The sequence below is a fragment of the Pseudoalteromonas sp. APC 3358 genome, from assembly GCF_030408075.1.
GTDB classification, from domain to species: Bacteria; Pseudomonadota; Gammaproteobacteria; order Enterobacterales; family Alteromonadaceae; genus Pseudoalteromonas; species Pseudoalteromonas arctica.
Genome location: NZ_JASDCE010000001.1, coordinates 322,530 through 340,900, shown reverse-complemented (window position 1 = coordinate 340,900; position 18,371 = coordinate 322,530). Strand labels below are relative to the sequence as shown.

Sequence of the window (18,371 nt, the reverse complement as noted above, 5' to 3'; positions counted from 1 at the left end):
GGCTTAACTTTGTTTATTAATTATCCGAACAGTTTTATTTAATCAAATAAAATGAACTTTCTATTCACTTTAAAAACAATAACCATTATCATTCGCGCAAATTCAATAACGCGAATAGTTATCACTCTATGAAAACGTTTAAGTACTCTCTTATTACTCTTGCTTGTTTAAATGCAAATATGGCATTTGCCCAAAATACACAAGTTGATGCTGATATTGAACGCATCAGCGTATACGAAAAACAAAACCGCGTGGTGATGAGCTCAGGTCTTGCTACTAAATCAGACATGTCTTTAATGGAAACACCTGCACCGGTTGTGATTATTGACCGTGAACTTATTGAATCTCAAGGTGTAGATAGCCTACAAGATTTAGTTAGAAACGTAAGTGGTTTAACACAAGCAGGTAATAACTACGGTATTGGTGATAACTTAGTAATTCGTGGTTTAGATGCAAACTACACCTACGATGGTATGTATGGTGGTGCAGGCCTGGGTAATACATTCAACCCAACTCGTTCACTTACAAATGTTGAATCTGTTGAGGTTTTAAAAGGCCCAGCAACAGGTTTATATGGCATTGGTAGTGCGGGTGGCGTAATTAACCTAATTGAGAAAAAGCCAGAGTTTGAAGAAAAACACAAAGTATCGGCTGAGCTTGGCCAGTGGGATAGCTATTCATTATCGTTTGATAGCACTAACGCTATAACAGATGACTTGGCCTATCGTGTAATGGCTAAAACAGCGTCAAGTGACGGCTTTCGCGATTTAAAAGAAGATCGCGACGAAATTTATACCTCGCTTAAATACGTGCTAAACGACAGGCAAAACATCATGCTTTCTGCAGCATATATAAAAGATGAAATAGCGGTTGATTCTATTGGCCACCCTATTCGTATTTACAATGCAGAAACTGCAAATGGTTTAAGCGCGGGTGAAGTAACCGGTGCCGATTTAGTAAACGATCCGACAGGAAGCGGCGTACAGTTAAGTGATGCACAACGCGACCAACTTGCTAATTCGCTATCTTCATCTGATGGATTAACACCTTATAGCTTTGGCACAAATGGTATTATTTCACCAATGGCTGATGCTAACGAAGGTGAAGAACTGCGTTTTAAATTAACGCATAACTATTACATTACTGACGATTTGTTTTTAAACCAGCAGCTACAGTACCGTAACTACACATCAAGTTTTGCGCGCCAAACAGGTGCTTATAACTACGTTTACTCTACTCGTGATGGAATTATAAATAATGACCCACGTGCGCCGTTAGTTGAAGACGGTGTACTTTACCCGTATGCAGCACGCCGCCAAGAATACCGCCAAGTAGAAGCAGATGAAAAATCATGGCAGTACTTTTTAGATTTACGTTATGACTTTATGTTAGGCGACGTAGATAACGAATTACTTGTTAACGCAAACTACGAAGATAGAGATATTCGTTTTAAACAATTCTCAATATGGGATCAAGATTACGTACTCACAAACGATGCTGGTGATGTAACGTACCAAGGTTCATTGCCGTATATTTACGATATAAGAGAACCAAATTGGCCATCTGGCAGCTTTGATGACTTCGATCCACTTAAAACCAGCGACTACAATAAAAAAGTACAAGCATGGGGCTTAGGCATTCAACATGTTGGTTATCTTACTGAAGAGCTTACAACGCGTATTGGTGTAGCATATAACCGCATTGAGCAAACTTATGAGCACTTTGGTGTAGATGAGCGCTATAGCTCAAGCCGCGCAGAGCCAACACCTGAAGCGAGTACATCAGATTCAGGCTTAACGTATAACCTAGGTGCAACGTATCAGCCATCTGAAGATTTATCTGTATTTGTAAATCATTCAAAAGGCCGTACAGCGTATAGTGTATTAGGCTCTGTGGCGGGTAATGAAGCAGACAGAGAAGATTCTGAATCAATGAGTAACGATTTAGGTTTTAGATTTAAAGCGTTTGATGATCAACTACTAGCTTCTGTTGTTATATTCGAAAGCTCTCGTACTAATTTAGAATACGCAAATCCGCTTTATGACGCTTTAACATCAGGCTCAAATGTACCTGAAAGCTATTATGATGGTAAAGAAGAAACAACAGGTATTGAACTTGATTTAAACGCTTACTTAAATGATAAATGGAAAGTAAACGTAAACGGTATTTATCAAGATGCACGTGACAAAAGCAATCCTAACAGCAGCAGTTATGACACACGCCAAAAAGGTGTGCCTTACGTAACAGCAAGTACATGGGTAACCTACTACGCGGATATGTTTAACTTACCTGAAGCTGTAAATATAAGTGGTGGTATTACATTTGTAGATAACAGAAGTACTAATTCAAGTTCGTTCTCGATTCCTGATGGTTACGTACCAAGTTACACGATTTACGATACAGCTGTATCGTATACAACTGATAAATGGCATATGCAGTTAAACTTAAATAACTTGTTTAACAAAAAATATTACTCAAAAGCAATGTTTTTAGGTGGCATGCCAGGCGAAGAGCGTAATGCAAAACTAAGTTTTAGTTACACACTTTAATTGGTTTAGAATTTAAAAAGCACGGTTTTCTAATTTAGAAGCCGTGCTTTTTTTGTGTTTTATAAACGCTTAATCTAAATTAAATAGTAACCACTATGCGACCGTTAATTTCACCTTTGAGCATATCATCAAAAATCTCGTTAATGTCCTCTAAGCGTTTTTCTTCAATAATCGCTTTTACTTTACCTTGCGCTGCAAATTCCAAGCATTCTTGCAAATCTTTACGTGTACCAACAATAGAGCCCACTACTGACACGCCATTAAGCACAGTATCAAAAATAGGAAGTGGCATATCCTCTGGAGGTAATCCTACTAATACACATTTACCGCCACGGCGTACACTTTTATAAGCTTGTTCAAACCCAGCTTTAGATACCGCAGTACACACAACGCCATGCGCGCCACCTACTTGTTCAAAAATAGCGTCGCTAGGAACAACTTCTTTAAAGTCGAGTGTTATATCTGCGCCAAGCTCTTTAGCAAGTGCGAGTTTTTCTTTACCTGTATCAACAGCTATTACATTAAAACCCATTGCTTTAGCGTATTGTACTGCTAAATGTCCAAGCCCGCCTACACCAACAATAGCAACCCACTGCCCAGGTTTAGCACCGGATACTTTCAATGCTTTATAGGTTGTAACACCTGCACAAAATAATGGAGCAGCTTCAGAAAAGCCTAATCCCTCAGGTATTTTTACAACGTAATCACCGTGAGCCAAACAATATTCTGCATAGCTACCATCAATAGAATAGCCAGTATTATGCTGCGATAAACACAGTGTTTCTTTGCCATCTAGGCAAAACTCACAGTGCCCACATGCACTATAGAGCCAAGGAATACCCACTCTATCGCCAACTTCTAAGTGCTTAATGTTGCTTCCAACTTTATCAATAACACCAACTCCTTCATGCCCTGGAACTAATGGCATTTTTGGCTTTACCGGCCAATCACCATGACAAGCATGTAAATCGGTGTGGCAAACGCCACAAGCGGCTATTTTTACTAAAACGTCGTTTATTCCAACCTCAGGAATTGGCAGATCTGTTATTTGTAATTTACCTTTGTATTCATTATTAATTGCAGCTTTCATAGTCATTCCATCGTATGTGAAAAAAAATTAAAAATAAGGATTTATTTACGTATTGTTGTGTACAACATATCCCAATATAGATGTATAAATATTAATCTAAATCATACTTTAGTCGTTAAAATCAATTTATAAAATGGCTAAGAACTTGCTATCCAAAATGAGCGTGCTAGCATTTACTTTCTGAAATTACTGAAAGTTACTAAGCTATGAGTTTATCCGAAAAGAATTTTGCCTTTGTAATGCATTGTGGTGAGATGGGCAGCCGCTGGGGATTCAATCGTACGATTGGGCAAATGTGTGGTTTGCTGATTATTACTAAAAATCCAATGACAGCCAATGAGATTGCAGATGCGCTTAGTATTTCTCGCGGTAATGTAAGCATGGGTATTAAAGAGTTGCAATCGTGGCAATTAATTAAAGTGCAGCATATTCCTGGCGATCGAAAAGAGTACTACGCCCCTGCTGGCGATATTTGGGATATGGCAAATCGCGTATTTGAAGAACGTAAAAAGCGCGAAATTGAGCCCACCTTAACATTACTACGCGATAACTTATTAGACGAAGCCAGTAACGACGATGAGCTTTATGCACAAAAACAAATGGGGGAAATTCACAACCTACTTGAAACTGTCACTAAATGGTCATCAGAGCTGCAACGTTTAACACCAGAGCAACTTAATAAGCTGATGAAGCTAGGTTCTGGAATTGGTAAAGTTATTGACTTAAAAGATAAGATATTCAAAAAAGAATAAAGCCGCAATTGCGGCTTTATTTATAGGTATATTTAATAATTAGATTTTTGGATAACCAATTCTATCCGACAAGTAACCTACGCTAGTAGCAAAGTAATACGAGCGATTCCAATGCATAAATACTTTGTAGTTGTCGTACGCTAAATACATACGGCCATTTATATCATCAGGCATAACCAGCGCAGCACGTACGTCCACATTAGGTAAATCAGAGCCATCAGCTTTACGAACACCCAGTGCTTGCCAATCAGCTAATGGGCGCTCTGAGTCGTTCCAATATTCTAGCCACTGCTTGCGCGTTTTTGTACCACGTACTAAAACGTATTTACTATCAAAGTTTTCAGGTAACTGTACTTGGCGACCCCACGTAAGAGAGTCGTTCCAGCCTTCTTGCTTTAAATAGTTAGCAATTGAAGCAAAAGCATCTTCCTTTGTGGTCCAAATATCTTTACGGCCATCATTATTGTAATCAACCGCGTAAGCATTAAATGAAGTTGGCATAAATTGCGTTTGCCCCATTGCGCCTGCCCATGAGCCTTTAAATTTATCAAGCGTGATATGGCCCGATTTTAAAATGTCGAGTGCAGCCCAAAGTTGGCGTTTATAAAGCGCTTCTCGGCGTCCATCAAAAGCAAGCGTTACTAACGATGCGATAACATTATGGCCACCTTGAATGGCGCCAAAATTACTTTCAAGTCCCCATAGAGCCACTATAAACCGTGCTTGTACGCCAAACTCTTTCGCTACTTTTTCAAGTACATCTTTGTTTTCTGCATAAAGCTTGCGTGCGCGGTCTATTTTCCACTGTGGTACACGTTTTGGTAAATACGTTTCGAGGGTTTCTTTTACTTCTGGCTGGTTTTTATCAGCCGAAACCACTTTTTCTTTATATGTTGCTGTTGCAAAAGCATCATCAATAAGTTTTGCTTCATAGCCTTTTGAGATGGCTTCTTGCTTTAAATTTGCTAAATAATCTTGAAATTCGGCCTGTGTTTTTGCCATCACAGATGAGCTTAAACATACACCACATAATATAACGATAAGTTTTTTAATCACTATCAACTCCATTTTCTTTTCGTAACTGACTTAGCAAATTTTGTTCCGGTGGAGGAAGTTGTAAATAATAACCCTGATCACTTAGTGCACCTTTTACTGCTTCTAAATCAGACCCACCTAAATGCTCACGTTTTGCTAAGTTGATGATCATCACATAAAGAGGTTGACCAAACATAGCCATTAAAGGTTCCGGAACTTTGTCAAAATCATCTCTTTTTTCAACAAATAAGAACGTATCCGCTTTTTTCTTACTTTTATATACTGCAGTGAGCATTATGACCCTATAAATTCTTGCTTAACAATGCCGCACACTATAACATGAGAGTAATAATAAGTTAGAAAAATTAGATTAGAAATTTCAATAAAGGCCCTATTCAGCCTACGTTTATCTAAAATTAATTTCTAATCAGACAATTCAATTGAGCGTGTATGTCGGACCAAATTTTTGAGTTAAAAGGGAATCTTTTTACGTTATCAGTTTTGCATCTTTATAGTACTGATATAAACCTTTTAGCAGAACAACTATATATAAAAATAGCCCAGGCCCCTAAGTTTTTTGAGGGTGCTCCTATTGTTGTTAATTTAATTGAAATTAAAAACAGTTCACTTGATTTTGTACACTTAAAGTCATTAATCGAGCGTATGAGCTTTAACGCTGTTGGTGTATGTAATGGCTCAGATGAGCAACATACACAAGCTAAAGCTGCTGGCTTATCTGTTTTGAATTATTCACAAGACGTTAAGAGCGAACCTGTTAAACAAGAGGCTAATACGTCGATTGTAGAAAAAACAGTGCATTTACCAGCGCAAATTATTAGCGGTACAGTTCGTTCTGGACAACAAGTTTATGCAAAAGATAGAGATTTGATAGTACTTGGCGCGGTTAGTCATGGTGCTGAAGTTATTGCCGATGGAAATGTGCATATTTATGGCACGCTACGCGGTCGCGCTATTGCAGGCGCAAAAGGTTTTAAAGAAGCACACATTTTTTGCCAAAAACTTGAGGCCGAGCTGGTTTCAATAGATGGTAACTACTGGATCAGTGATTCACTACAAGGTGAACATTGGGGAAATGCAGTGCAAATACAACAAAAAGACGAATCATTAGAAATTTCAGCTTTGGTTAAAGGATAAATCTCATGGCAAAAGTAATTGTCGTTACCTCAGGTAAAGGCGGTGTTGGTAAAACAACATCAAGTGCTGCAATTGGCACAGGCTTAGCGTTAAAAGGCTATAAAACAGTTATTATCGACTTTGATATTGGTTTACGTAACTTAGATTTAATTATGGGTTGTGAACGCCGTGTTGTTTATGACTTTGTAAACGTAATTAATGGTGAGGCAAACCTTAACCAAGCGCTTATTAAAGATAAACGTGTAGATAAATTATTTTTACTACCCGCTTCACAAACTCGTGATAAAGACGCATTAACTCGTGAAGGTGTTGAACGCGTATTAAACGAATTAAAAGAAGACTTTGATTACATTGTGTGTGATTCACCAGCAGGCATTGAAGCTGGCGCTATGATGGCAATGTACTTTGCTGACGAAGCAATCGTGACAACAAATCCAGAAGTGTCGTCAGTTCGAGATTCAGATCGTATTTTAGGTATTTTACACAGCAAATCAAAACGTGCTGAAGAAGGCCTAGAAAACATTAAAGAACACTTACTATTAACACGCTATAATCCTAGTCGTGTTGAAAAAGGTGAAATGCTATCGGTAGAAGATGTGCAAGATATTCTGTCAATCCCACTATTAGGTGTTATTCCTGAATCGCAAGCGGTATTAAGTGCTTCAAACTCAGGCCAACCTGTTATATTGGATACAGAATCTGATGCAGGCCAAGCTTATTCTGATGCAATTAACCGCTTACTAGGTGAAACCGTCGATTTTCGCTTCTTAGACGTTGAGAAAAAAGGCTTATTTAAACGGATTTTTGGAGGTTAACGTGTCTTTACTTGACTACTTCCGCTCAGAAAAGAAAAACAGTGCGTCACTAGCAAAAGAGCGATTGCAGATCATTGTCGCGCACGAGCGTTCTCAACGAGGAACGCCGGATTACTTACCACAATTAAAACAAGACATTTTAGATGTGATCCGTAAATACGTGAACGTAAGTACCGATGCAGTTCAGGTTCAGTTTGATCAGAACGAAGACGATTTAGCCGTACTTGAGCTAAACGTTACACTACCTGATGAAGAAAAGAAGTAATTGAAGAAAGGGCGCTTTATAAGCGCCCTCTTTATTTTCGCAATAACTTTCTAAATACCTACGCTTTAATCCCCTTCGTGCAACTAAAACTTTTAACTATGTAACACAAAAACTATAGATAAGTATCACACAGTTGAAGAAAATATTTAGTCTTAAGTATCCCATTCTTTTAAAGCGTCTTTAACGTAGGTATATCGCCAAGAGCTCAATAAATCAGGCTTTATATGACTCTGTTTTTGCTCATTAGTTAGCTTCCAATTCCAACTAATCAGTTGATTGACTTGCTTTTTAGAAGCCATAACATCTTCTGGAATATTATGCTCTTTAGCTACTTTAGTGATTTTTTGTTTTATATCTTTTGCTACTTTTTTATAAGTAGGAAAATCAATTAAGCGCTTAAGTACATCAGGGTGCTGAGCATCTGGAACTTCTTTGGCAGCTTCAATACACTTTATTATATCTACACCAGAGCGATTAACTTCAATAGCTTCAACACCTGGAATTTGACGTAGAGCGTTTAAACTTGAAGGACCACGTTTGGCAATTTCAGTCATGTTATGTTCTTTTAACACAAAATTAAGCGCCAAATTTTTCTTGATAGCTTTATTTCTTCGCCATACAGCAAGCTCTTTTAACACCGCCAGTTCGTGCGGTTTAAGTTGCCATGCATTTTTAATATCTTTATATAAAAGTTCGTCAGGTGTTTGAAATGCACGTTTTTTGGCAATCAATTCACTTTCGTTTATTACAATGTCAAAGAAGCCAGCGGCATTAATACGATCGATAATCAGCTCAAAACACGGTAATAAGTAAAAAGTATCAGCAGCCGCGTAGTCTAATTGTTTTTTAGTTAACGGGCGTTGCAGCCAGTTAGTGCGTGACTCGCTTTTATCTATTTCAATACCTTGCAGCTCTTTTACCATAAGAGCAAAACCCATACAGTTACCTTCACCGAGTAGCTGCAACGCAAATTGTGTATCAAATAATGGGGCTGGGACAAAGCCTGCGTACTTTTGAAAAACTTCAATATCTTCTGAAGGAGAATGCAGTACTTTTAAAACTGCAGGATCTTTAAGTATTTCCCAAAAATCAAATAGTGAAAGTTCCGCTAATGGGTCAATAAGCGCTAAATGCTCACCATCAAAAACTTGGATAAGTGCAACTTCTGGATACAAAGTACGACGACGCATAAACTCAGTATCAATAGCTAAAATAGGTTTTTTTTTTATTTGTTCAACAAAAGTGTTCAGTTGATTTTGGGTTTCGATCAATTGGTATTGCACTTAATCTCCTACAATAAAAAAGCCGACATATGTCGGCTTTTTTATAGGTTGCTAATCTTTCAAGGCTCTTCGGAGTATCTTACCTACGTTAGTCTTAGGTAACTCATCCCTAAACTCTACCAGCTTGGGGACCTTGTAATTAGTTAAATTATCACGACAGTGACTTATTATATCTTTTTCAGTTAAAGAAGGGTCTTTTTTCACAACAAAAACTTTAACTTGTTCACCACTTACATCGTGAGGAATACCGATAGCAGCTACTTCAAGCACACCTTCGTGCATAGCCACTACTTCTTCAATCTCATTAGGAAAAACATTAAAGCCAGATACGATGATCATGTCTTTTTTACGATCTACAATAAAGAAGAAACCTTCGTCATCATAAGTCGCAATATCACCTGTAGCAAACCAGCCGTCTTTTAAACATTCAGCGGTTGCATCTGGTCGTTTGTAATAACCAACCATGACTTGCGGGCCTTTAACACAAAGCTCGCCAGGTTCACCTTTAGCGGCTTCTTCGCCGTTATCTAAAACCAATTTAATATCAGTGTTAGGCGCTGGTAAACCAATAGAGCCATTATATGCTTTCAAATCAAAAGGACTAATAGTAACTAAAGGAGAACATTCTGTAAGGCCATAACCTTCCATTAATTTTGAGCCAGTCACTTTTTGCCATTTTTCAGCAACAGGACGTTGAACGGCCATACCGCCGCCTAAAGACATTTTTAAATGACTAAAATCAAGTTCAGCAAAACCTGGTGTGTTTAATAAACCATTAAATAATGTATTAACACCGGTAATAGCTGTGAAATTGTGCTGACCCAGCTCTTTAACAAACCCAGGCATATCTCGTGGGTTTGTAATTAATATATTTAAACCACCGTACTTCATAAATGTTAGGCAGTTAGCTGTTAAGGCAAATATATGATAAAGCGGTAAAGCAGTCACAACCACTTCTTCACCACGGTTTAACACTTTGTCTAAACAACCTGAAACTTGTTCAAGGTTACCAACCATGTTGCCATGGCTCAGCATTGCCCCTTTAGATACACCTGTTGTGCCACCGGTGTACTGTAAAAATGCAAGATCAGACAAGCTCATTTCAGGGCGCGTATATTTAGCTTCATCTGCAGCTAAAACGTCTGAAAATTTAATTGTGTTAGGCAAGTTGAACTTTGGCACCATTTTTTTAATGTGCTTCACAACAAAGTTAACGACATGCTTTTTAAGCCCGCCAACCATATCGCCTACTTGCGTGACCACAATATGCTTAACATCAGTATGAGCAAGTGACTTTTCAAGTGTGTCAGCAAAGTTTGCTAGGATGAAAATAGCCGTAGTGTCAGAGTCTTTTAGCTGATGCTCTAATTCACGTACTGTGTAAAGTGGGTTAACATTTACAACCACACAACCTGCACGCAAAACACCTAAAATTGTGACTGGTGTTTGTAGTAAGTTAGGCATCATTACGGCAACTTTGTCACCTTTTTTAAGACCCAAATCGTTTTGAATATAGGAAGCAACTTTTTTTGTTGCTGTGTCTATTTCATCGTAAGACATCGTTTTACCCATATTCGTAAATGCAGGTAAATCGGTGTAGTCACTAAAACTTTTTTCGAACACTTCGAGTAACGAGTTGTAATGCTCAGGATCGATTGTTTCAGGCATACCCTCTGGGTAGCGCTTAAGCCAGATTTTTTCCACTCTTAGCCCCTGTTTATAATTATATTTTTATTAACCTTAATCTAAGTAAGGCGCTTTAACAATTGAGCAAATACTCTAATGCAGGAATAATCCCACATTTAACACAAACTTACAATTAACATGCACCATTTTGCAGCATAAAGTCTTGAATATGCTCAAAACAGTGTTCACTGCTTTGCATGTGGCAATGATGCCCACCATCTACATTAATGACCTTCAAGCTATTGTAATAACTAATATACTTTGCCAAATTTTGTTTTACAAACGAATAACCTTCGTTACCTAAAATTAATTGACATGGTGCAATTAAATCTTTTATTGCACCAATACATTGCGCCTCATCAAACCTAAAACCTGAGTGATTTTTGAGCTTTGGATCTGTTGTTAGCGCAAAACCATCTAGAACCTGTTTTATATTTCGCTGCATTAATAGCGTAATAAGCTCGCTATTTAAATCGGTTGTTTGAGCGCGTGCTTCATAAATAAGTTCTTTCGATTTATAAATTCTCGACTTTTTATTTTTTAAACGCGCTCTATTTAGTACTGCACTTTTTAACTGTTCACACACACCTTCACTCGGGGTTGTAACACAACCAATTCCCTCAATAAAGGTAACAGACTTTACATAATCGCTAAAGCAGCTAGCAAAAAGTCCTGCAACCATAGCCCCCATTGAATGACCTACTAAATGTACTTTTTTAACACCAAGCGCATTTATAAGTTGGTACACATCATCAATATAATCAATAAAATAATAGTGTGCATCATCACTTCGCCAAGACGATAAACCGTGCCCAACAAAGTCAATGCAGTACCAAGTGTGTTTTGGGTTAACGTTGTTTAACATTGGCATAAAGCTATGGCAGTTGTCTAACCACCCATGCAACGCTATAACTATTTCGTTCCCTGAACCTACTTTTAAGCCATGAATATTTAAATTATTGGTTTCAATATTAAATGGCTGCACGGTAAGTCCTTTATTAATTTAGAGCATCATTATTTATAGCATACAAGTTGTCAGACCACTAACTTAGAAAATGGTGCCAAATTCACGCTTTAATTATCTTCCTGGTATCAAATATAGCACTGAGTAGAAAACCAAACTCAATATTTTCAATAACTTAAAAATGGAATAATAAGCAAAGTTTTTTTAACATATTAATTTTGAGTACCTTTTAAACAAATAAAAGGTGAGAGCACCATATATAGATAGCTTATAACTAGTATAATTTAAATAAATAGAACTAACAGCGTTAACTACAATTCTATGTATATAAAATCAAAGTATAAATTATAAATATCTCAGATATTCATTTATTTATCATCCTATCTGTATACAATATCAGCGGCTATTAAATAAGGTACACTCATAAGGTACAACCATGAAAAAACAGATCAGTTTATTGGCACTTTTATGCACCGCTTCTGGTGCTTACGCAGAATCAGCACCTAAAAATGTAATTTATATGATTGGTGACGGCATGGGTCCGGCTTACACCACGGCTTATCGCTATTTTAAAGATGACCCTGCAACAAAAGAAGTAGAAGGCACGGTTTTTGACACTATTTTAAAAGGCATGGCTCATACCTACCCTGACGACCATACTTATGTAACAGACAGTGCTGCGGGTGCTACAGCGCTTAGTAGCGGTCATAAAAGTTATAATGGCGCAGTTGCTGTAGATACAGACAAGAAACCAGTTAAAACTATGCTTGAAATAGCAAAAGAGCGTGGTATGACAACAGCGCTTGTTGTAACGTCACAAATAAACCATGCAACACCTGCTAGCTTTACAGCTCACAATGAATCTCGTTACAACTATGATGATATTGCTAACGATTATATTGATAATAAGATTGCTGGTAAATTACCCGTTGATTTAATGCTAGGTGGCGGTACTAAATATTTTATTCGTGATGACCGTAATTTAGTTGAAGAATTTAAAGCGGCAGGTTATCAATACGGTGACGATATTAATAATCTGGGCCAAATTACACAAATACCTGCCATTGGTTTGTATGCAAGCAAAGGCCTGCCATTTGCACTTGATATAAACCCAACTCGCCTTACTCAGTTAACATCTAAAGCGCTTGGTTTGCTAGATAACCAGAACGAAGAAGGCTTTTTTGTGATGATTGAGGGCAGCCAAATTGATTGGTGTGGTCACTCTAACGATATAGCCTGTGCGATGGCTGAAATGGACGACTTTGCTAAATCAATCGAAAAAGCAAAAGCGTACGTTGATAAAAATAAAGACACGATACTTGTAGTTACAGCCGATCACTCAACGGGCGGTTTAACTATTGGTTCGCACGGCCAATTTAAATGGGAAACAGACGTAATTAAAGGTGTTAAGGCAACGGCTAGTAAGTTAACAGACAAACTTATGGAGTCTAAAGACTTAAAACCAGTATGGACTGCTAACACCAATATTGAATTTACAACTGAAAACCAAATCAAACTAGAGCAAGCTAAAAAAATGGGCGAAAAAGCGCTTAATTTAGCTGTTAAAAGTATTATTAGTGATGCGAGCTTTACTGGCTGGACAACCGGCGGACACACCGCTGTAGACGTTCAAGTATTTGCCTATGGCAAAGGCAGTGAGCAATTTATTGGCTCACAAAATAATACTGATATTGCCGATAAGCTAATTGGCTTTATTGAACAGTAATACCAATCCGCAATAATACTTAATCAATTTGAGGGGTTAAATCTGACGTTAACTACGTTAAAAATTTCTGATATAGAACAACTAAATAACGAAATTTTTGCCTTGTTATCGACACGATTTTCTTCCCTCAAAATAGATCACTTAATTAAGCGAATTGGTATAATTTCACCTCGTTTTGAACGTAAAAAGCCCGAACACATGTTCGGGCTTTTTATTGAATTTTATCACTGTATTTATCTAAAACGTTTGAATGAGCTTTAAGCGTATATATCAACGCCTATTAAATTTTGTACTTCGGCTCTGCGTTCTAAATTGGCAAATTCAGTATAAGTAGAAATCGCTTTACTTACTTGAGCTGTCGGTTGGTCGTAAATTGTTTGGCTGTATTCATTGCTTTTAGCGCTGCTTTTAAACAGTTGATTAGCCAGTTCGACACCCTCGACACTGCTTTTTACATAATCGGTATTCGTTTTTTGAGCAGCCGGCTGGTCTAATAAACTCTGTGGTTTATTAGTAACAACTTTAGTAGGGCTAACCCTACCCGGAATATCTCCGGTAAAAAAACCTGAACCAATAGGCAGCGTCATTACGCATCTCCAACCTTAATATTGCATAAAATTATGATTTAAAAACAACCAATTTGCAAATAATATGATTACTCACGTCCTGGTAGCTTTTTCCACGTTACCGTATCGCGCACATATTTAGGTTGAGCGTCACTCGCTTTTACAACATCACCCGCTAAAAACGCGGCTTCAACATGCGCTAACATATAACGCGCATCAGGCAATGTAATATCAGTATTAATTGTCACGTTTTCAAAGTCATTAAGCGCATCAGGATAGGTTTTAAAGCCTGTGCCCACGGCTATAGATGGCTCAGTAGTCGATATATAGTCATTGTTTAGTAAATCAGGTTTTATAACGCATTCTTGGTTAACTAAAAGCATTAGATTATTTTGCGCTTGGTAATGTGCAAAGTATATCTCACCCATGCGTGCATCTATGCTTGGATAAACACTAAGACTACCGTTTTGTTCAAATGCTTGTTGCGCCATAATAGCCAAAGTAGACACACCTACAAGCGGCAAATTAGTTGAATACGCTAAACCTTGTGCTATTGCTACACTAATACGCACACCAGTAAAACTACCCGGGCCTTGCCCAAAACCAATGACATCTAAGTCTTTTAATTTACAGTTTGCTTTAGTTAATAGCTCATCCACAAGTGGAAGTATTTTTTGGCTATGTTGCTGCGGACATTCTTCAAAATGATGAAATGTTTGGCCCTGAAAATGTAAAACAATTGAAAGTGCTTCAGTTGAAGCATCAAGGGCAAGAATATTACTTTTGATCATTTTATTACTCTAATTAATTTGTTTTAAAAATGTATTGGCATCTTCTAAGCTTCGCGTGCGGCGCATCGGCGGTAAGCTTTTTAAAAATACTTGGCCATATTGGCGTGTAACTAAGCGATTATCGCATATTACAAGTACGCCTTTGTCTTTACTATCTCGAATTAAACGCCCTACACCTTGTTTTAGCGCAATAACAGCCTGCGGTAATTGTATGTGTGAAAAAGGGTCTTTTCCCTGCATTTGGCAATCTTGCATTTTAGCTTGAAGCAATGGATCGTCAGGGGCTGCAAATGGCAATTTGTCTATAATAACACAGCTTAACGTGCTGCCGCGTACATCAACACCTTCCCAAAAAGAAGCCGTGCCAAGTAATACAGCATTACCATGGCGGGTAAATTTCTCTAAAATAATACGCTTAGACATTTGCCCCTGCATATAAACTGGGTAGTCTATTTGCGTAGTGAGCCCTTCGGCAACTAAGTGCATCATTCGATAGCTCGTAAATAACACAAAACAACGCCCTTGCGCTGACTTTATAAGCTCAAGTGTTAATTTTACAATTGCATGGGGCATATTATCAGCGTGCGATTCAGGTAAGTAACGCGGTAAACACAGCAACGCCTGATTAGGGTAATCAAATGGGCTATCTACCATCATGCTTTGCTTTGGTTTTAAACCAAGGCTTGCATTAAAATGCTCTAGTTTGTTGTCGACCGAAAGTGTTGCTGAAGTAAATACAAAGCCTGCGCCCGTGTCTTGCATCATTTGAGCAAATTTAGCTGATACATTTAATGGCGTTATATTAATAGTTAAATAACGGCGCGTTGTTTCATACCAGTAACTAAAACCGGTTTGGGCTGTATCAAAAACCCGCTCTAACTGCCCTTTAAACGCAAGTGCACGCTCAAACGGGTGCTCAATTTTGTCGCTTCTATCTAGGCAAAGTTTAAGTACTTGATAAACAAAATCTAAATCACTAATGACGCGGTGAAGCGCCGCGCATATTTGTTTATCACTTAGCTTTTCTCGCCAATCGCCTCTACTGCCATCAACACCAAACTGTAATCGTAAATCAGCAACGCTTGTTTCAAGCTTATTTAAGCTTTTACCTAGCTGCAGCATATCGGGAATTTCGGCTCTATAAATAGCACGTAAATCATTAATTAAATCCACCAGCTTTTTAGTACTAATACTCTCACCAAAATAATCACTGGCAATTTCGCTTAACTGATGGGCTTCATCAAATATATACGCGTCAGCTTTTGGCATAAGCTCAGCAAAGCCACTTTCTTTTACGGCCATGTCGGCAAAAAATAAATGATGGTTAATCACAACTACGTCGGCATCGGCCGCAGTTAAACGTGCTTTGCGTATATAACAGCTTTGAAAATCTGGACACTCTTTACCTAAGCAATTATCGGCTGTTGAATTTACATAAGGCAGTACTTTCGCGTCATCTTCTATACCAATACAATCGGCTAAATCGCCTGATTGCGTTTCACTGGCAAACTTAGCCACCATCGCTAGTTGGTGCATTACGTCGGAGTCATCAGTAGGTACATGCGCAACATGCTGATTAAGTCGGTAGGTACATAAGTAATTGGCACGCCCTTTTAATAAGGCGGTTTTTTTAGAAGCACCAAGCGCTTTCACTAATTGAGGTAAATCGCGGTGGTATAACTGTTCTTGTAAGGCTTTAGAACCAGTCGATATTATCGTTCGGCCTTTTGATTTAAGTGCAGGGGCTAAATATGCAAATGTTTTACCAGTACCCGTGCCTGCTTCAACAACTAATTGCGAACTGTTTTTTAATGCATCTGCAACAGCTACTGCCATATCAATTTGTGGTTGGCGAGGCGTATATCCATCTAACGATGACGCCAAAGGTCCGGTTGCACTAAACAGCTGTTTGATAATACCAATCACTTTAAAATAAATAATAGCGGGATTTTACGTAAGCAAAGCATTTAGGGCAAGTAATTACAAAATCGACTTTTATTTTATGATGCAACACACGTTTCAATAATGTGATTAACCACTAAAGTTTACAACAAACACTGTATTTATAACGTACATTTAATTTAATAATGACAATATTTACAAAGCCACATTTCCTATTAACTCTTACTAAAAACAATCCTCATTAAAAGCTATATTTAGGCATAAATACTGTGACTCTCAAATATTACAGGAGTAACATACGCGGGTTTATAATCCTCCTTTTTGTGTGTCGTTTAAAAAATAGTTAAGGTTAATCAATGAATGCTTGGTACCTCATTTGTTTTCTCTCTGCAATTGCAATTTTTATAGCCTTTGCAAACCAGTACATCCTCAAAATGCAAACTACTATTGCCATTACTACCGGCTCTGTGGTTATTTCTTTATTACTGATTATTGCAGTAAAATTATTAGGCGATCAGAACGCATTAGCAATGACCCAAATTGTTTCCAGTATTGACTTTAACGAGTTACTACTTAAAGGCATGTTGGGGTTTTTACTTTATGCGGGTGCGCTCGAAATAAACCTACTTGCCCTGCGTAAGCAGCGGTGGGAAATTACTGCCCTGGTATTGTTTTCAACCATTGCCTCCACATTTATAGTGGGTTATTTAAGCTTTTATTTATTTTCAGTTTTTGGTTTTGATGTCCCTTTTATTTATTGTTTACTGTTTGGTGCGCTTATTAGCCCAACCGACCCTATCGCTGTACTTGCTATTATTAAACAAATGCGAGCGCCAGAAGGCATCTCAGTTCAAGTAGAAGGTGAGTCGCTATTTAACGATGGTATTGGTTTAGTTATATTTACCACTATATTTTCTGTTGCTTTTTATGGCACAGATGCACAATTTGGTGACATAGCAGAGCTATTCTTTGTTGATGCAATAGGGGGCATTGCGTTTGGTTTAGTCATTGCATTAGTAGGCCACTTTTTAATTATTAATAGCCGCGATGTAAATATTCGCTTATTAATTACCTTAACTATCCCAACAGCAGGTTTTGCTGCAGCAAATATTTGGGAAATATCTGGCGCACTTGCCATGGTAACCAGTGGCATATTAATGGGTAATATTACCCGCACTAAAGCAACCGAGCGTACGGGTCCCGAAGACACCCGCTACGTAAAAGATTTTTGGCATGCAACCGACAGCTTTCTAAATGCTCTACTGTTTTTAATAATAGGTATGCTAATAGTCACTATGCCAATCACGCTTGGCGAAATTGGTTTAGGGTTATTAATGGTACCTGTTGTACTGCTAGCACGCTTTATAAGTGTAGGCGCACCATTTGTAATTTTTAAACGCTTTAGAACTTACGATAAACACAGTGTTAAAATTTTGACCTGGGGTGGACTACGTGGTGGCCTTGCTCTGGCAATGGCGGCAGCAATCCCACGCGAGCAAGTTTTTGTAGGCGGTTCAGACCTACATAACCTAATCGTTATTGTTACTTACGTAGTGGTTATATTTTCTATTATTGTACAAGGATTAACTATTTCGCCGCTTATTCAAAGCAGCATTAAGTCAGCTGAGCAAGCCAAGTAATAAATGCTTTGTCTGCAACATATTCAGTAACCAAGTTATTATAAAAATCACTTGGTTACTGTTACTCACGTGTTACAAAAACACTTTAAAGTTCTATAAATTGTTATCCTTTTTATTTATCTGCTTTGTTTAAATTAATCCGCTTGAAATGC

At 37.9% G+C, this 18,371-nt stretch carries 16 protein-coding genes; 7 read left to right on the top strand and 9 right to left on the bottom strand.

What is annotated here, in order from left to right; all coding sequences use genetic code 11:
- Window positions 1-128 precede the first annotated feature (128 nt).
- Window positions 129-2,549, top strand: coding sequence for a TonB-dependent receptor (locus QL995_RS01545; protein ID WP_290291988.1), 2,421 nt, complete (start codon window positions 129-131; stop codon window positions 2,547-2,549).
- Between the two features lie 79 nt (window positions 2,550-2,628).
- Here QL995_RS01545 and adhP read toward each other — a convergent pair whose 3' ends face one another.
- A complete protein-coding gene (gene adhP, locus QL995_RS01540; protein WP_197188195.1) occupies window positions 2,629-3,639 on the bottom strand; it encodes an alcohol dehydrogenase AdhP in 1,011 nt (336 codons plus the stop codon).
- A gap of 206 nt (window positions 3,640-3,845) precedes the next feature.
- Here adhP and QL995_RS01535 point away from each other — a divergent pair, with 206 nt between their 5' ends.
- Window positions 3,846-4,391 carry a MarR family transcriptional regulator gene (locus QL995_RS01535; protein WP_010552940.1) on the top strand — a complete coding sequence of 182 codons (546 nt, stop codon included), beginning with the start codon at window positions 3,846-3,848 and terminating at the stop codon, window positions 4,389-4,391.
- Window positions 4,392-4,430: 39 nt separating this feature from the next.
- On the opposite strand, the gene QL995_RS01530 is transcribed toward QL995_RS01535, so the two are convergent.
- Window positions 4,431-5,447, bottom strand: a complete 1,017-nt coding sequence (locus tag QL995_RS01530) for a lytic murein transglycosylase (protein WP_290291980.1) — start codon at window positions 5,445-5,447, stop codon at window positions 4,431-4,433.
- Window positions 5,440-5,721 (bottom strand): YcgL domain-containing protein, encoded by a 282-nt coding sequence (locus QL995_RS01525; protein ID WP_007583270.1) that lies wholly within the window; start codon window positions 5,719-5,721, stop codon window positions 5,440-5,442. The genes QL995_RS01530 and QL995_RS01525 overlap by 8 nt, the downstream gene beginning before the upstream one ends.
- Window positions 5,722-5,876: 155 nt before the next feature.
- On the opposite strand from QL995_RS01525, the gene minC reads away from it, so the two are divergent.
- From minC to minE, 3 genes are read left to right on the top strand one after another with little or no spacing between them, the layout of a single operon-like run.
- Window positions 5,877-6,581, top strand: coding sequence for a septum site-determining protein MinC (minC, locus tag QL995_RS01520; RefSeq protein ID WP_007583271.1), 705 nt, complete (start codon window positions 5,877-5,879; stop codon window positions 6,579-6,581).
- Window positions 6,582-6,586: 5 nt separating this feature from the next.
- Window positions 6,587-7,396, top strand: a complete 810-nt coding sequence (minD, locus tag QL995_RS01515; RefSeq protein ID WP_007583272.1) for a septum site-determining protein MinD — start codon at window positions 6,587-6,589, stop codon at window positions 7,394-7,396.
- 1 nt (window position 7,397) lies between these two features.
- Entirely contained in the window at window positions 7,398-7,661 is a 264-nt protein-coding gene (minE, locus tag QL995_RS01510; protein ID WP_004334706.1) for a cell division topological specificity factor MinE, read from the top strand.
- A 152-nt stretch (window positions 7,662-7,813) separates the two neighbouring features.
- On the opposite strand, the gene rnd is transcribed toward minE, so the two are convergent.
- The 3 genes from rnd to QL995_RS01495 form a co-directional block, all read right to left on the bottom strand.
- Window positions 7,814-8,944, bottom strand: a complete 1,131-nt coding sequence (gene rnd / locus QL995_RS01505; protein WP_290291971.1) for a ribonuclease D — start codon at window positions 8,942-8,944, stop codon at window positions 7,814-7,816.
- A 51-nt stretch (window positions 8,945-8,995) separates the two neighbouring features.
- Window positions 8,996-10,648 (bottom strand): long-chain-fatty-acid--CoA ligase FadD, encoded by a 1,653-nt coding sequence (gene fadD, locus QL995_RS01500; RefSeq protein ID WP_007580629.1) that lies wholly within the window; start codon window positions 10,646-10,648, stop codon window positions 8,996-8,998.
- Between the two features lie 115 nt (window positions 10,649-10,763).
- Window positions 10,764-11,615, bottom strand: a complete 852-nt coding sequence (locus tag QL995_RS01495; RefSeq protein ID WP_290291963.1) for an alpha/beta hydrolase — start codon at window positions 11,613-11,615, stop codon at window positions 10,764-10,766.
- 415 nt (window positions 11,616-12,030) lie between these two features.
- Here QL995_RS01495 and QL995_RS01490 point away from each other — a divergent pair, with 415 nt between their 5' ends.
- On the top strand, window positions 12,031-13,320 hold the full coding sequence (locus tag QL995_RS01490) for an alkaline phosphatase (RefSeq protein ID WP_007580632.1): 1,290 nt from the start codon (window positions 12,031-12,033) through the stop codon (window positions 13,318-13,320).
- A gap of 257 nt (window positions 13,321-13,577) precedes the next feature.
- Here the strand turns inward: QL995_RS01490 and QL995_RS01485 are convergent, their stop codons facing one another.
- The 3 genes from QL995_RS01485 to QL995_RS01475 form a co-directional block, all read right to left on the bottom strand.
- Window positions 13,578-13,907 (bottom strand): hypothetical protein, encoded by a 330-nt coding sequence (locus QL995_RS01485; protein WP_007580633.1) that lies wholly within the window; start codon window positions 13,905-13,907, stop codon window positions 13,578-13,580.
- Window positions 13,908-13,975: 68 nt separating this feature from the next.
- Window positions 13,976-14,677: a tRNA (adenosine(37)-N6)-threonylcarbamoyltransferase complex dimerization subunit type 1 TsaB gene (gene tsaB / locus QL995_RS01480; protein WP_290291958.1), complete on the bottom strand. Its 702-nt coding sequence runs from the start codon at window positions 14,675-14,677 to the stop codon at window positions 13,976-13,978.
- Window positions 14,678-14,686: 9 nt separating this feature from the next.
- Window positions 14,687-16,603, bottom strand: a complete 1,917-nt coding sequence (locus QL995_RS01475; protein WP_101163490.1) for an ATP-dependent DNA helicase — start codon at window positions 16,601-16,603, stop codon at window positions 14,687-14,689.
- A 332-nt stretch (window positions 16,604-16,935) separates the two neighbouring features.
- On the opposite strand from QL995_RS01475, the gene QL995_RS01470 reads away from it, so the two are divergent.
- A complete protein-coding gene (locus tag QL995_RS01470; protein WP_007580638.1) occupies window positions 16,936-18,219 on the top strand; it encodes a sodium:proton antiporter in 1,284 nt (427 codons plus the stop codon).
- Window positions 18,220-18,371: the final 152 nt, after the last annotated feature.

Bases quoted from the DNA above. Each gene is read 5' to 3' on its own strand.
- QL995_RS01545 (WP_290291988.1), top strand. From the start codon at position 129: ATGAAAACGTTTAAGTACTCTCTTATTACTCTTGCTTGTTTAAATGCA.
- adhP (WP_197188195.1), bottom strand. From the start codon at position 3,639: ATGAAAGCTGCAATTAATAATGAATACAAAGGTAAATTACAAATAACA.
- QL995_RS01535 (WP_010552940.1), top strand. From the start codon at position 3,846: ATGAGTTTATCCGAAAAGAATTTTGCCTTTGTAATGCATTGTGGTGAG.
- QL995_RS01525 (WP_007583270.1), bottom strand. From the start codon at position 5,721: ATGCTCACTGCAGTATATAAAAGTAAGAAAAAAGCGGATACGTTCTTA.
- minC (WP_007583271.1), top strand. From the start codon at position 5,877: ATGTCGGACCAAATTTTTGAGTTAAAAGGGAATCTTTTTACGTTATCA.
- minD (WP_007583272.1), top strand. From the start codon at position 6,587: ATGGCAAAAGTAATTGTCGTTACCTCAGGTAAAGGCGGTGTTGGTAAA.
- QL995_RS01490 (WP_007580632.1), top strand. From the start codon at position 12,031: ATGAAAAAACAGATCAGTTTATTGGCACTTTTATGCACCGCTTCTGGT.
- QL995_RS01485 (WP_007580633.1), bottom strand. From the start codon at position 13,907: ATGACGCTGCCTATTGGTTCAGGTTTTTTTACCGGAGATATTCCGGGT.
- tsaB (WP_290291958.1), bottom strand. From the start codon at position 14,677: ATGATCAAAAGTAATATTCTTGCCCTTGATGCTTCAACTGAAGCACTT.
- QL995_RS01470 (WP_007580638.1), top strand. From the start codon at position 16,936: ATGAATGCTTGGTACCTCATTTGTTTTCTCTCTGCAATTGCAATTTTT.